Here is a 14,242-nt window from a genome sequence, read left to right on the forward strand (position 1 = left end):
CCGAACGATCTCGACGCTCTCCAGATGAACATCAGCAGTGCCATGGTGGTGGCCGCCAGGCATTGGCGGAAGATCTGCCAGACCACGCTGGTCAACTATGGAATCTCCGAAGCCTGCGCCGTCCCGCTGCTAATGATCGGGCGTCTGGGCGAGGGCGTGCGCCAGGTGCAAGTGGCGCAGGCGGCCGGGATGGAGAGTCCGTCGCTGGTGCGTCTGCTCGATCAGTTGTGCCATTCCGGTTATGTCTGCCGCACCGAAGATGCTCAGGATCGCCGGGCCAAATGCCTGAGCCTGACCGATACCGGGCGTGAACTGGTGCAAGCGGTCGAGATCGAACTGGTGCGCTTGCGTCACGAGGTGCTCGAAGGCATCGAGCAAAGCGATCTGGAAGCTACGCTTCGGGTACTCAGAGCTTTTGAGGCGGCCAGTCCGCCTTTGGTGGTCAATTCTTGAACGGTTTTTTCTCCGGCATTCCGCCGGCCCGTGACTGGTTCTACGGGGTGCGGACTTTTGCAGCGTCGATGATCGCGCTGTACATCGCCTTGCTCATGCAAATGCCGCGTCCATATTGGGCAATGGCCACGGTGTATATCGTCTCCAGCCCGTTTCTCGGGCCGACCAGTTCCAAGGCGCTGTACCGTGCCATCGGTACCTTTCTCGGTGCGGCAGCGGCGGTTTTTTTCGTGCCGATGTTCGTGCAGAGCCCGTATGTGCTGGTGGTGGTTATCGCGCTGTGGACGGGGATTTTGCTGTTCCTGTCCCTGCAACTGCGCACGGCCAACAACTACGCATTGATGCTCGCCGGTTACACCTTGCCGCTGATTGCCTTGCCGGTGGTGGATAACCCGCTGGCGGTGTGGGACGTGGCGGAAGCGCGGACCGAAGAGATTTTCCTCGGCATCGCCGTGGCTGCGGTGGTCGGCGCGATGTTCTGGCCACGCCGTCTGGCGCCGGTGTTCAACGACGCGGTGAGCAAGTGGTTCGCCGACGCAACGACCTATAGCCTGAAATTCCTCAGCCGCGATGTGCAGCCCGAAGAAGTCACCGCACTGCGCATGGCCATGGTCGCCAACTTCAACAGCCTTGAATTGATGATCGGCCAGTTGCCCCACGAAGGCGCGCGACCGCAAACCGTGCGTAACACCAAAGAATTGCGCGGGCGGATGATTCATCTGTTGCCGGTGATCGATGCGCTGGAAGATTCGCTCTACGCCCTAGAGCGGCGCACACCAGAGCTGGTGGAAAAATTCGCACCGCTGCTCGCCGCGACCCGTGAATGGCTCGGTCACCAAGATGCTGATCTCGACCGCTGGCAAGCGCTGAAAGATCAGCTCGAAGCCCTGCAACCGAGCGTCGAGGCGCTTGAGGATCGCAGGCAATTGCTGTTCTCCAACTCGATTTATCGCCTCGGCGAATTTATCGATTTATGGCAGGACTGCCGCAGTCTGCAGGACGCGATTCTCTGCGAGCGCCAGGACAGCTGGCGCGCGGTCTACCGTCACTGGCGCCTCGGTCGTCTGACGCCGTTCATTGATCGTGGGCTGATGCTCTACTCGGCGGCCTCGACCGTTCTGGCGATCATCACCGCCTCGGTGCTGTGGATTCTGCTCGGCTGGCCGGATGGCGGCAGTGCGGTGATTCTGGCGGCGGTGGCGTGCAGTTTCTTTGCCTCGATGGACGATCCGGCACCGCAGATTTACCGGTTCTTTTTCTGGACCGGCATGTCGGTGCTGTTCGCCAGCCTTTATCTGTTTTTGATTTTGCCCAACCTGCATGACTTCCCGATGCTGGTGCTGGCGTTTTCCATCCCGTTCATCTGCGTCGGCACCCTGACGGTGCAGCCGCGTTTTTTCCTCGGCATGCTGCTGACGCTGGTCAACACCTCGTCGTTCATCAGTATTCAGGGGGCTTACGACGCGGACTTTTTTGCCTTCGTGAACTCCAACCTCGCGGGTCCGTTAGGGCTGTTGTTCGCGTTTATCTGGACGCTGGTCGCACGCCCGTTCGGCGCCGAACTGGCGGCGAAACGCCTGACCCGCTTCAGTTGGAAAGACATCGTCCACATGACCGAACCGGCCAACCTTGCCGAACACCGCAAATTGGGCGTGCAGTTGCTCGATCGACTGATGCAGCACCTGCCGCGTCTTGCCCTGACCGGCCAGGACACCGGCATTGCCATGCGGGAGGTGCGGGTGGGCCTGAACCTGCTCGATTTGCTCGCCTACACCCCACGGGTGACCGGCGCGCCGAACGCGCTGTTGCAGCAAGTGGTCAGTGAAGTCGGCGAGTATTTCCGCGCTTGCCTCAAGGCTGGCGAACGCTTGCCGGCGCCAGCGCCGTTGCTGATGACCCTCGATCGCACTCGTCGCGCACTCAATGGCCACGGCGACGATGAAACCCGTCTGAACCTGTTGCATGCCTTGAGCGGTTTGCGTCTGGCGTTGTTGCCCGGCGTCGAATTCGTCTCCAGTGCCGACTCCGAAGAACCGCTGCCCGATGGAGCGCCCCTATGATCGGTGATCTGGACATCAGCGGCATTTTCCTGCCGACCCTGCTGGTGTTGATGGGCATCACTTATGTGCTGTTTTTGCTGGTGCATGCCGTGCTTACGCGCGTGCACTTTTACCGTCTGGTCTGGCACCGGGCATTGTTCAACGTGGCCCTCTACGCGGTACTGCTGTACGGCGTGGACTCACTCAGTCGATACCTGATGACATGAAAAAACCGTTTTTGACCATCGGTCGCGTGGTACTGACCCTGCTGATCGTGACTTTTGCCGTTGTCCTCGTCTGGCGCATGGTGATGTATTACATGTTCGCGCCATGGACCCGTGACGGCCATATTCGCGCCGACATTATCCAGATCGCCCCGGACGTGTCCGGTTTGATTCAGCAGGTTGAAGTGAAAGACAACCAGTTGATCAAGCGCGGCCAGGTGCTGTTCAGCATCGACCAGGACCGTTTCAAACTGGCCCTGCGTCAGGCCAAGGCGGCTGTCGCCGATCGCGAAGAAACCCTCGCCCAGGCCCAGCGTGAAGCCAAGCGTAACCGTGGCCTCGGCAACCTCGTACCGGCCGAGCAACTGGAAGAAAGCCAGTCGAAGGTCGCTCGCGCGCAATCGGCACTGGCCGAAGCCATGGTCACCGTGGACAGCGCTCAGCTCAACCTCGATCGCTCGGTGATCCGCAGCCCGGTCGACGGTTACGTCAACGACCGCGCGCCGCGTCCGCAGGAATTCGTCACCGCCGGGCGTCCGGTGTTGTCGGTGGTCGACAGCAATTCGTTTCACATTGACGGTTATTTCGAAGAGACCAAACTCGCCGGCATTCATGTCGGTCAGTCGGTGGACATCCGTGTGATCGGCGACCGCGCCAAACTGCGCGGGCATGTTGAAAGCATCGTCGCCGGTATCGAAGACCGCGACCGCAGCAGCGGCAGCAACTTGCTGCCGAACGTTAACCCGGCATTCAGCTGGGTGCGGCTGGCGCAGCGGATTCCGGTGCGGATTGCCTTTGATGACGTGCCGGCAGATTTCCGCATGATCGCCGGACGCACTGCCACCGTTTCGATCATCGAAGACTCAAAGGTCGACGATAAAAAGCAGGAGCCCGCGCAATGAGCAGGGCGCTGATGATCGCCGGGTTGGGCGTGATGCTCTCGGCCTGTCAGATGGTCGGGCCGGACTATCAGGTGCCTGAGGATGCGGCGGTTCAGCGCAAGGATCTTCAGGGTGAGCTGGCGGTTGCCGGAAAACCGGTGGTCTCGGCGCCGGTGCCGGCGGATTGGTGGCGTCTTTATAAGGATGCGCGGCTGGATCAACTGGTGCAGCAGGCCATGGCCTCCAACACCGATCTGCGCGTGGCGGCGGCGAACCTGCAACGGGCGCGGGCTCAGGTCGATGAGGCCGAAGCAGCGGGTGGCTGGAGCGCAGGTGTGAAGATGGGCGCGCAGCGTTTGCAAGAGTCTGGTCAGGCATTCTTGCTGCCGGAAAAAGTCCCGGTCGATAACGTCGGCGACATCGGCATCAGCGCTTCTTATCAGTTCGATCTGTGGGGCACCTTGCAGCGTGGCATCGAGGGCGCGAAGGCCAATGCCGACGCGACCCAGGCCGCGGCAGACACGGCGCGGATCACCTTGGTGGCAGACGTCGTGCGTGCTTACACCCAAGTCTGCGCGGCCAATGAAGAACGGGAAATCGCCGAGCATTCCCTGGACCTGCAATCGCAAAGCACCACGCTGATCCAGCGACTGCGTGACGCCGGTCGTGGTGACGAAACCCAGGTCACCCGATCGCAAACCCAGTTCAAATCCCTGCGCGCCGACTTGCCGCGTTATGAAGCCGCGCGTCAGGCCGGGCTGTTCCGTTTGTCGATGTTGCTGGCGAAACCGGTTGATCAGTTGCCCGCCGGCACCGCGACCTGCGCCGAGTTGCCGAAAATCGCCCAATTGGTGCCGGTCGGCGATGGCGCTGCGCTGCTCAAACGTCGCCCGGACATTCGCCAGGCCGAACGTCGTCTGGCCGCTTCGACCGCCGGGATCGGCGTCGCCACGGGCGAGTTGTATCCGGACATCAGTATCGGCGCGACCATCGGCACTGTTGGTCTCATCGATGACTTGGGTGATCCGTCGACCAACCGCTGGGGCTTTGGCCCGTCGCTGAGCTGGAAGGTGCCGACCAACGGCGCCCGTGCGCGAATCCGCGAGGCAGAGGCGGCGACCCAAGGCGCATTGGCGCATTTCGACGGCGTGGTGCTCAACGCCATTCGCGAAACCCAGACCGGCTTGGCCCAGTACAGTGCGCTGCTGCAACGCCGCGATGCGCTGGCCGATGCCGAGCAATCTGCAAAACTGGCCGCCGACCAGACCCACCGCTTCTTCCAGGCCGGCCGCGAGTCGTTCCTCGCCGACCTGCAAGCGACCCGCACCTACACCGATGTCACCGCGCAACTGGCCGCCGCCAACACCCAGGTTGCGATGAGCCAGATCGATTTGTTCCTCGCCTTGGGCGGCGGCTGGGAAAGCGGACGAACGCACGCTCCAAGCCCCAGCAAACCCTGAGGCCGTTGCTATGCTTTGAAGTGTTGAAGGGGCGCCCCGTGCAAAGCGCCCCTTCAGCGCACATTGCTAGCGCTGGTCTAGGGGAAACCAATAATGAAAAACCCTTACGCTCTCGGCTTCTGGTGCGCCCTCGCAGCGCTGGTGCTGCTTTCGGCCACCTATTTCTACGGCATCATGCTGGCCCACCAGATCGACAAGGCCATGGTTTTCCTCGACAGCGCCGTCGCGCTGATTGCGGTCATGGCAATCGTCGTGGTCGCCTGGGCGTCGCTCCAGGTGCAGCGGGTGAAGAAACGGCAGCTTGAACAGGGCAAGACCCTGGTGCTGATCTGGGACACCAAAGTCGCCCTGCGTCGGGTCGAAACCGTGTTCGACCGGTATTTCTGGGGCAGTTACTGGCAGCCGGGGCGCACCTTCGCCGAAGTCATGGGCGAACTCACCGGCACGCCGCTGGAAAAAAGCCTCGAAGCGCTGAAAAAGCAGTGTCTGGAACTCGACAAGCAGATTGATGGCGAGGGCTGGCACTGGCTCAACAATGCCCGGGAATTGTCCGATGTCGCTACAGCCATGGCCCGCGAGCGCTATCAACTGGATTTCTGCGATCCGCGCGCCGACGGGCCGGGCGGGGCGGTGATCGATCGGGACTTTGAAGTGCTGGTGTACACCTGGACCGCGCGGCTGAAAAGCTTTGATCATCAACTGGATGAGATTGAGGTTCAGTATTCCTGATTCTCGCTGAATCGACCTGCCTCATCGCGAGCAGGCTCACTCCTACATTTGGAATGCGTTTCCCTGTAGGAGTGAGCCTGCTCGCGATAGCGCCCTAAAAAACAGCGAAACTCTTCCAGCCTGGCGACTGTCCACTCTCCCCATAGACACTCTTTAACCTTTAAACATTGGGCCGTCTTGCGCGCCCGGTGCTAATCTCCACCGTTGAATTCAGCGCAGTCGAGCCGCGACCCGGTCACGGGTTCAGGGAAGACGACCACACTCACAGCCACGGAAATCGATCAGGTCATTCATGAATAAATCAGCAGGCGTGCTTCTCGGAATTGTTGTTGCCATCGGCGCGATCAGCGCAGGCGGGGCCTGGTACACCGGGACCAAGATCGAAGGCGTGCTCAACAACGCCGTTAGCAATGCCAACCAAGAGCTGCAAACGGCCATGGCCGGTTCCAATGGCACTGCGTCGCTGGAACTGGTGTCGCTGGAGCGCCACACCTTCACCAGCACCGCGCACTACCGCCTCAAAGGTGAAGGCGAGATGTTCGGCGATGCACCGGTCGAACTGCTGTTCGTTGACCACATCGAACATGGCCCGCTGCCGTTCTCGCGTCTGGTTTCGCTGAAATGGCTGCCGGTCATGGCCACCAGCAACTACGAGCTGGAAAAGAATCCGGCCACCGAGAAATGGTTCGCCGCGACCAAGGGCGCCGCGCCGCTCAAAGGCGTGACCAGCATCGGCTACGACGAATCCACCACCAGCACCCTCGATCTGCTGCCGTTCGAAACCGCACTGGATGAGCAGTCGAGCCTGAAATTCTCCGGCCTGACCATGAACATCTCCGCTAACGCCAAAGCGCAGAAGGTCAAGGCAGACGGCTACATGGACAACCTGAAACTGGTCACCGTCGCTGAAGATCAGGCGCCGGTGCAGGTCGAACTCAACGGTCTGACCCTGGCCAGCAACCTCGCCAAGAGCAGCTATGGCTACTACACCGGGGAAAACACTCTGGTGCTGACCAACATCAAAACCACTTTCGGCACCAAGCAGTCGGTCCTCGGTGTGAAGAACTTCGAAATGAAGAACCTCACCGAAGAGAACGGCAGCAATGCCTCGGGTCGTGCGGACTACAAGATTGGCGAAGTCAGCCTCAACGACAAGAAAATCGGCTCGGCGAACATGGCCATGAGCCTGAAAAACCTCGATATCCCGTCGACTATGTCGCTGATGCAGATTTACCAGACCAAACTGCAGCCTTATGAAAAAGCCGCCGCCGAAGCTGCGGCCCAGGGCTTGCCAGCGCCGGAGCTGAACCTGACCGAAGCGGAAAATGCACAAGTCAAAGCCGATCTGCAAAAACTGCTGGCCGCCGGCCCACAGTTTGCGCTGGAAAACCTCTCGTTCAATACCGCCAACGGTGAGAGCAAGGCCAATCTGGTCATTGACCTGACCAAACCGCAATCGATGGATCTGCCGCCGGATCAGTTGGGCAAACAACTGATCGCGTTGCTCGACCTGAATATCCAGGTATCGAAGCCGATGCTGGTCGATCTGCTCAGCGTGCAGGCACAGCTGGATGGTCAGACCGATGCCAAAGCCATCGTCGATCAGTCCAAGGAAGCGGCCGATATGTTCGCGGGCATGGCGGTCGGTTCGCAGTTGGCAGTCGTCGACGGCAGCAACGTCGTGACCAAGCTGCATTACGCCGCCAATCAGGTCGAATTCAACGGCCAGAAGATGACCGTCGAGCAGTTCATCGGCTTCCTGATGAGCAAGTTCGCAGGCGTCACGCAAGTGCAGTGATTCTGCGTTCTTGATAGCAACGCCCGGCCTCCGTATCGCACGGACGCCGGGCGTTTTGCTGTCTGGCGTTCGGGTTTTCGGCTGAACCGCCAGCACGATTCTGAACAATTATTGTGTTCTGGATATTGCTCTGCGCTTGCGTGCAAGACTGCCTGACTAAGCTTGGCCGTTGCATGTGCATTGGCGGCCACCGTTACGAAAGGGCAAGGAGGGCATTGCGACCCGGCTGGCCATGTAAGGATGCTGACGAATGCCGCGGATTGATGTTCCCGTATTACATCGTGGTTTACGCCCTTTGTTTCGAGTCGCGCTGTGCAGCCAATTGCTCTGGCCGGCACTGGCGTTTGCCGACACACCCTACGATCAGATGGTGCGCGACGCCCGTGCCGGGCAAACCACGCCCGCACTGACGGTCTTGCGTCAGGTGCCGCCCGGCCAGTCGACCACCGGGCAGATCAGCGATCACCTGCAGATCGCCAGTTGGGCCGGACTCGACGCCGAAGTGGTGCAGGTCTATGAAACCCAGGGACGCGACCGCGTCCTGCCGGTTCAGGCGCTGACCGCCACTGCGCGCGCCTACCGCAACCTCAAACGCTGGGATCAAGCCACTCAGGTCTACAACAAGGCCCTGGCGCTGGAGCCGGATAACGCCGACCTGCAACTGGGCCTGGCCCTGACTCAGGCTGACGCCGGCAAACCCGACGAAGCGGTGACCCGCGCCAAAGTACTGGTGGCGGCCAAGCCTGATGATCCTTCCCGTCGTCTGGCGCTGGGCTACGCGTTGACCCGCGCCGGCAAACAGTACGACGCCCTGTTCGAATACGATCAAGCCTTCAAACGCGCCGGCAGCAAACCGGAAGTTGCCCGCGAATATGTGGTCGCTCTGCAAAAGGCGCGTCTGCCGGAACCGGCGTTGCGTCTGGCCAATCAGCGTCCGGGTCTGATTGATCCGGTCACCCTGCGTCGCCTCGAAGGCGATCTGGCTGCCGAGCGCGTGCGTCTCGCCGAACTCGCCACCCGCAGTGAAAAAGAACGCTACGTCATCGCCGATCGCGCGCTGGCCGATTACGACAAACTGCTCGCCACTTGGACGCCGGACGCGACCGCTCACGACGACGTGATTCGCTGGCGCATCGACTGTATGGGGGCGCTCAAGGCCCGGGCGCGCACTGCCGACGTCATTACTGAATATCAGAAGCTGCAAGCCGAGGGCGTGAAGATTCCGACCTACGCCCTGCGCTGGGTAGCGGCGTCGTATCTGGATCAACGTCAGCCGGAAATCGCCACCGACCTGTATCGCCAAGTGCTGGCGGCGCCGGACGCCGATGTCGGTGATCGACTCGTAGACACCACTGCGCTGTACTACTCGCTGCTGGAAAGCGACCGCGCTGATGAGGCGCGCCAAGTCGCTGAGGACGCCGCCAAGTCCCAGCGTCCGCGTGTCGAACTCAAAGGGCTGCCTATCGGCAACCCCAACGATGAATGGATGGACGCCCAGCAATTGGCCGCTCAGGCCGGCACTTACGGTTCCGACTTGCCTCACGGTGAGGAGCGTTTGCAGACCTTGGTCGATCAAGCGCCGGGTAACGTCGGTTTACGTCTGGCTCAGGCCGATCTGTACCTGGCCCGCCAATGGCCGCGTCGCGCGGAAAACCAGCTCAAGGAAACCGAGAGCATGGTGCCGCGCGACATGGGCCTGGAAGTCGCGCAGGCGCGCACCGCCATGACGCTGCAGGAATGGCGGCAGATGGATGCGCTGACCGACGACGTCGTCGCGCGTTACCCGGACAACCGCCAAGTGCAGCGTCTGGCCCGCGAACGCGAAGTGCATGACATGTCTGAACTGCGCGTCGAAGCCTACGGCGGCAAGGCCAACGGTGGCGGCAGTGGCGATGCCGGAGCCGTCAGCGGCAGCCGCGATTTCGGCATCCAGACCACCCTGTACAGCCCGCCGATCGATGAAGACTGGCGCGTGTTCGCCGGGGCCGGGTATGCCACCGGCGACTTCGCCGAAGGCACCGGGCACCACCGCTTCCAGCGCGTTGGCCTGGAGCGGCGCACCCGCGATATGACCCTCGAAGCTGAAGTGTCCAACCACGATTACGGTTTCGGCGACAAACAAGGCGCGCGTCTGGCGATCGCTCGCGACATCAATGACCACTGGCAGTACGGCGGCAGCCTCGAATACCTCTCGGCCGAGACACCATTGCGCGCGCTCAACAGTGACATCAAGGCCAACGGCGGCAGCGGTTTCATCCGCTGGCGCGCCAACGAAAGCCGTGAGTGGCGCCTGTCGGTAAGCCCGTCGCACTTCAGCGACGGTAACAACCGCGTCGAGGCTTTGCTCACCGGCCGCGAGGGCGTCTACAGTGCGCCGAACGTGCAGGTCGACGCCGGTCTGGAGGTCGGCACCAGCCACAACTCCAAGTCCGATGACGTGCCGTACTTCAACCCGAAATCCGACTTCAGCGTGATGCCGCTGGTCAACGTCAATCACGTGCTCTACCACCGCTACGAAACTTCGTGGAGCCAGCAGTTCCAGGCCGGCGCGGGTACGTACAGCCAGCGTGATCACGGCACCGGTGGCATGGCCCTGCTCGGTTACGGCCAGCGTTATGCCTGGAACGACGTGTTCGAGGTGGGCGCTCTGTTCAGTGTGATCAACCGGCCTTACGACGGTGATCGGGAGACCGATCTGCGTCTGCTCGTCGACCTCACTTTCCGCTTCTAGAAGAGTTTGAAGATGCCTTTGATTTCGCGTTTCATCCTTCTGCTGGGAGCGCTGCTGGTCAGCGCCTGCGCCCAGCAAGCTCCGGCCTTCGCGCCGCCGTCCGAGCGTCCGCTGGCGGCCAGCGAAAAACCGTGGCCGAAAAACCACGTGCTCGGCATCGCCTATCACGATGTTGAAGACCGTGACCCCGATCAGGCGGTGGTGGCGGTGCGCACCGAGCGTATGATCGAACAGCTCGCGTGGCTGCGTGAGAACGGCTACAAACCGGTCACGGTCGACCAGATCATGGCCGCGCGCAAGGGCGGCCCGGAACTGCCGGCGAAAGCGATTCTGCTCAGCTTCGACGATGGTTATTCGAGCTTCTATACCCGCGTCCTGCCGGTGCTGCGCGCCTATAACTGGCACGCGCTGCTGGCGCCGGTCGGCAGCTGGATCGACACGCCGCTCAATCAACCGGTGGACTTCGCCGGTGCCCCGCGCGCACGTTCCGACTTCCTGACCTGGGATCAGATTCGCGAAATCTCGCAATCGGGTCTGGTGGAAATCGCCGCGCACACCGACGCCAATCACAAAGGTATTTTGGCCAACCCGCAGGGCAACTTGCAGCCTGCCGCCGCGACGCGGCGCTACGATCCGCTGACCAAACGCTATGAATCCGAGGTCGATTTTCAGGCGCGGATCCGCACTGACGTGAACAACATCTCGGAAAAAATCCGCAAGGTCACCGGCAAGAAACCACGCGTCTGGGTCTGGCCGTATGGCGCGGCGGACGGCACATCGCTGACGGTGGTCGGGGAGGAGGGCTACGAAATGGCCCTGACCCTCGAAGACGGTCTCGACGCCCTCGACAACCTGATGAGCAGCCCGCGCTTTCTTGTCGCTTCGGATCCTGACGGCGAGCGTTTCGCCAACAGTATCGTCGACGTGCAGTCGGATTTCGTCATGCGCGTTGTGCATGTTGATCTGGACAACGTTTACGACCCGGATCCGGCGCAGCAGGACATCAACCTCGGAAAACTGGTGCAGCGCATCGCTGACTTGGGTGCCAACACGGTGTTCCTGCAAGCCTTCGCCGATCCCAAGGGCGATGGCCTGGTGCATTCGCTGTATTTCCCCAACCGTCACTTGCCGGTGCGTGCGGATATTTTTAACCGCGTCGCCTGGCAACTGCGTACCCGCGCTAACGTGAAGGTCTTCGCGTGGATGCCGGTGCTGAGTTTTGGTCTCGACTCGAAACTGCCGCGCGTGACCCGTTGGGACCCGAAAACCGGCATCACCTCGGTGGATCCGGATCAGTACCAACGCTTGTCGCCGTTCGATCCTGAAGTGCGACGGATCATCGGTGAAATCTACGAAGACGTGGCGCGCCTGACCTCGGTCAACGGCATTCTTTACCACGACGACGCGGTACTGTCGGATTTCGAAGATGCCGGCCCTGAAGCCTTGAAAGCCTACGCTGCCCACGGCTTGCCGGGTTCGATTGCCGCATTGCGCGACGATCCGGCAGCGATGCAGCGCTGGACGCGCTTCAAGAGCCAATACCTCATCGACTTCACCAACGAGCTGACCGCCAAAGTCCGTGCGATTCGCGGCCCGCAGGTGCTGACAGCACGCAACATCTTCGCCGAACCGATGCTCAACCCCGAGAGCGAAGCGTGGTACGCACAGAACCTCGATGACTTCCTCGCGACCTACGACTGGACGGCGCCGATGGCCATGCCGCTGATGGAAAAACAGACCCAGGCAGAGTCCGGCCCGTGGCTGGAAGTGCTGGTGGCCACGGTCAAGAAACGCCCCGGCGCGCTGGATCGCACGGTGTTCGAGTTGCAGGCGCGGGACTGGACGAAAAAGGATCAGGCCGACATCGACGGTGCGCATCTGGCGGACTGGATGGGCCGTCTCAAGCGTCAGGGCGCGACCAGTTTCGGCTACTACCCGGACAACTTCCTCGACAACCTGCCGGACCTGAAAACCGTAAGGCCTGCGCTCTCCAACAAATGGAATCCATAACATGCTGGATAGACTGTTAGCCCTGCTTGTTCTGGCGCTCGTCCTCGGCGTGCCGCTGGGCCTGATCTTCCTGGTCACCGGGCAGTTCCTGATGGACTTCGTGTTCTTCTACCCACTGTTCATGTCCGGGTTGTGGATCGCCGGTGGCCTGTATTTCTGGCTGCACTGGGAGCGTCACTGGCCATGGAAAGACGACACGCTACCGCCGCCACTGGAAGGCGAGCCGCTGATCTCGATCCTGATCCCTTGCTACAACGAAGGTGACAACGCCGCCGACACCATCCATGCGGCGCTGGCCCAGCATTATCCGAACATCGAAGTTATCGCGATCAACGACGGCTCAAAGGACAACACTGCTGAAGTGCTCGATGCGCTGGCCAAGGAAGATCCACGTCTGCGCGTGCTGCATCTGGCGGAAAACCAGGGCAAGGCTGTCGCGCTGCGTATGGGGGCGATCGCTGCGCGCAGTGAGTATCTGGTGTGCATCGACGGTGACGCACTGCTGGCGCCGAACACCGCGGCGTATCTGGTTGCGCCGATGCTGGATAACGCGCGTCTCGGCGCGGTGACCGGTAACCCACGGATACGCACACGCTCGACGCTGGTCGGACGGGTGCAGGTGGGTGAGTTCTCGTCGATCATCGGGCTCATTAAGCGTACGCAACGGGTGTTCGGGCGGATCTTTACTGTGTCCGGCGTGATCGTCGCGTTCCGCCGTACCGCGCTGAACCGCGTCGGTTATTGGAGCCCGGACATGATCACCGAGGACATCGACATCAGCTGGAAGCTGCAACTCGATCACTGGAGCATCTTCTACGAGCCACGCGCGCTGTGCTGGATTCTGATGCCGGAAACCCTCGGCGGGCTATGGAAGCAACGACTGCGCTGGGCTCAGGGCGGCGCCGAAGTGTTGTTCAAGAACATCCGTGGCATCTGGCAGTACCGCCATCGTTACCTGTGGCCGCTGCTGTTCGAATACTGCCTGTCGACCGGTTGGGCGTTCACCTTCCTCTTGTCGGTGATTTTCTGGGGCGTCGGCAAATTCGTGGTCATGCCGGAAGCCATCGCGGTGGATCACCTGATGCCGCCGGCATTTACCGGGTTGCTGCTGGCCTTCGTCTGCCTCGTGCAGTTCGCGGTCAGCATCGTCATCGACCGGCGCTATGAGCCGGGATTGGGCCGCACGATGTTCTGGGTGGTCTGGTATCCGTTGGTGTTCTGGCTTATCAGCCTGCTGACCACGCTGGTCAGCTTCCCCAAAGTGCTGTTCGGCCAACATCAGAAACGTGCGCGTTGGGTCAGTCCTGATCGGGGCATCAAACCGATCGGCGACGACGAAGAGGAGGTCATCAAATGAAAATCATCCGGACTCGCCAGCGGCCCTTTCTGGTAGTGATCGATGTGATCCTCACCGTGGTGGCCTGGGTTGGCCTGCTGTTTCTGCTGATCCGTGGCTTGTGGCCGCTGGTCGAAACTCACGCGGGCGGGCAGCTGATCGATAAATCGGCGTTCGACGCGCTGGGCACCCTGCAGATTTATCTGTGGATTGCCTTGGTCAACGCGGTGATTCTGATTGGTTGGGCGCGTTATCAACAGCGCAAGAGTCGCAGTTTCGCTCAGCGGCGGTTGCCTTCACCGGTGATTGACGATGAAGGCCTGAGCAGGAGTTTCAAACTCTGCGATGACCGCTTGCAGAAACTGCGCACACCTGGGGTGATGACCATTCATAACGATCAGGAAGGTGATATCAGCCACGTGGTGACGCATTTCTGGCCGGTGCAAAAGGAAGAGTTGCCTCCACCATTGGCACCGCTCGAGCATCCACGGGTGATCTTTCTGCATGCCGAGGATGACGATAATCGCGAACCCCTTACCCGGCTTTGATCGTTCCCACGCTCCGCGTGGGAATGCCTCTTG

At 61.1% G+C, this 14,242-nt stretch carries 11 protein-coding genes; all 11 read left to right on the top strand.

Annotated features, from left to right (window positions below; all coding sequences use genetic code 11):
• Positions 1 to 24 precede the first annotated feature (24 nt).
• The 11 genes from HU718_RS01835 to pgaD all read left to right on the top strand — a co-directional run bounded on the left by HU718_RS01835 (position 25) and on the right by pgaD (position 14,209).
• On the top strand, positions 25 to 453 hold the full coding sequence (locus tag HU718_RS01835; RefSeq protein ID WP_127925375.1) for a MarR family winged helix-turn-helix transcriptional regulator: 429 nt from the start codon (positions 25 to 27) through the stop codon (positions 451 to 453).
• Positions 450 to 2,513 carry an FUSC family protein gene (locus HU718_RS01840; RefSeq protein WP_186616260.1) on the top strand — a complete coding sequence of 688 codons (2,064 nt, stop codon included), beginning with the start codon at positions 450 to 452 and terminating at the stop codon, positions 2,511 to 2,513. The genes HU718_RS01835 and HU718_RS01840 overlap by 4 nt, the downstream gene beginning before the upstream one ends.
• Positions 2,510 to 2,719, top strand: a complete 210-nt coding sequence (locus HU718_RS01845; protein WP_007917703.1) for a DUF1656 domain-containing protein — start codon at positions 2,510 to 2,512, stop codon at positions 2,717 to 2,719. Before HU718_RS01840 ends, HU718_RS01845 begins: the two co-directional genes overlap by 4 nt.
• A complete protein-coding gene (locus HU718_RS01850) occupies positions 2,716 to 3,618 on the top strand; it encodes an efflux RND transporter periplasmic adaptor subunit (RefSeq protein WP_186616261.1) in 903 nt (300 codons plus the stop codon). Before HU718_RS01845 ends, HU718_RS01850 begins: the two co-directional genes overlap by 4 nt.
• Positions 3,615 to 5,057: an efflux transporter outer membrane subunit gene (locus HU718_RS01855; RefSeq protein ID WP_186616262.1), complete on the top strand. Its 1,443-nt coding sequence runs from the start codon at positions 3,615 to 3,617 to the stop codon at positions 5,055 to 5,057. Before HU718_RS01850 ends, HU718_RS01855 begins: the two co-directional genes overlap by 4 nt.
• A gap of 93 nt (positions 5,058 to 5,150) precedes the next feature.
• Positions 5,151 to 5,786, top strand: coding sequence for a hypothetical protein (locus tag HU718_RS01860; RefSeq protein WP_016987623.1), 636 nt, complete (start codon positions 5,151 to 5,153; stop codon positions 5,784 to 5,786).
• 292 nt (positions 5,787 to 6,078) lie between these two features.
• Positions 6,079 to 7,584, top strand: coding sequence for a YdgA family protein (locus HU718_RS01865; protein ID WP_186616263.1), 1,506 nt, complete (start codon positions 6,079 to 6,081; stop codon positions 7,582 to 7,584).
• Positions 7,585 to 7,834: 250 nt separating this feature from the next.
• Positions 7,835 to 10,315 carry a poly-beta-1,6 N-acetyl-D-glucosamine export porin PgaA gene (gene pgaA, locus HU718_RS01870; RefSeq protein WP_186616264.1) on the top strand — a complete coding sequence of 827 codons (2,481 nt, stop codon included), beginning with the start codon at positions 7,835 to 7,837 and terminating at the stop codon, positions 10,313 to 10,315.
• Between the two features lie 12 nt (positions 10,316 to 10,327).
• Positions 10,328 to 12,325, top strand: a complete 1,998-nt coding sequence (gene pgaB, locus HU718_RS01875; protein WP_186616265.1) for a poly-beta-1,6-N-acetyl-D-glucosamine N-deacetylase PgaB — start codon at positions 10,328 to 10,330, stop codon at positions 12,323 to 12,325.
• 1 nt (position 12,326) lies between these two features.
• Positions 12,327 to 13,682: a poly-beta-1,6-N-acetyl-D-glucosamine synthase gene (gene pgaC, locus HU718_RS01880; protein ID WP_150708645.1), complete on the top strand. Its 1,356-nt coding sequence runs from the start codon at positions 12,327 to 12,329 to the stop codon at positions 13,680 to 13,682.
• Complete coding sequence (pgaD, locus tag HU718_RS01885; RefSeq protein WP_186616266.1) at positions 13,679 to 14,209, top strand: poly-beta-1,6-N-acetyl-D-glucosamine biosynthesis protein PgaD; 531 nt, start codon at positions 13,679 to 13,681, stop codon at positions 14,207 to 14,209. The genes pgaC and pgaD overlap by 4 nt, the downstream gene beginning before the upstream one ends.
• Positions 14,210 to 14,242: the final 33 nt, after the last annotated feature.

Source organism: Pseudomonas tensinigenes (assembly GCF_014268445.2).
GTDB classification, from domain to species: domain Bacteria; phylum Pseudomonadota; class Gammaproteobacteria; order Pseudomonadales; family Pseudomonadaceae; genus Aquipseudomonas; species Aquipseudomonas tensinigenes.

Bases quoted from the DNA above. Each gene is read 5' to 3' on its own strand.
- pgaB (WP_186616265.1), top strand. From the start codon at position 10,328: ATGCCTTTGATTTCGCGTTTCATCCTTCTGCTGGGAGCGCTGCTGGTC.
- HU718_RS01855 (WP_186616262.1), top strand. From the start codon at position 3,615: ATGAGCAGGGCGCTGATGATCGCCGGGTTGGGCGTGATGCTCTCGGCC.
- pgaA (WP_186616264.1), top strand. From the start codon at position 7,835: ATGCCGCGGATTGATGTTCCCGTATTACATCGTGGTTTACGCCCTTTG.
- pgaC (WP_150708645.1), top strand. From the start codon at position 12,327: ATGCTGGATAGACTGTTAGCCCTGCTTGTTCTGGCGCTCGTCCTCGGC.
- HU718_RS01835 (WP_127925375.1), top strand. From the start codon at position 25: ATGAACATCAGCAGTGCCATGGTGGTGGCCGCCAGGCATTGGCGGAAG.
- HU718_RS01865 (WP_186616263.1), top strand. From the start codon at position 6,079: ATGAATAAATCAGCAGGCGTGCTTCTCGGAATTGTTGTTGCCATCGGC.
- HU718_RS01850 (WP_186616261.1), top strand. From the start codon at position 2,716: ATGAAAAAACCGTTTTTGACCATCGGTCGCGTGGTACTGACCCTGCTG.
- pgaD (WP_186616266.1), top strand. From the start codon at position 13,679: ATGAAAATCATCCGGACTCGCCAGCGGCCCTTTCTGGTAGTGATCGAT.
- HU718_RS01845 (WP_007917703.1), top strand. From the start codon at position 2,510: ATGATCGGTGATCTGGACATCAGCGGCATTTTCCTGCCGACCCTGCTG.
- HU718_RS01860 (WP_016987623.1), top strand. From the start codon at position 5,151: ATGAAAAACCCTTACGCTCTCGGCTTCTGGTGCGCCCTCGCAGCGCTG.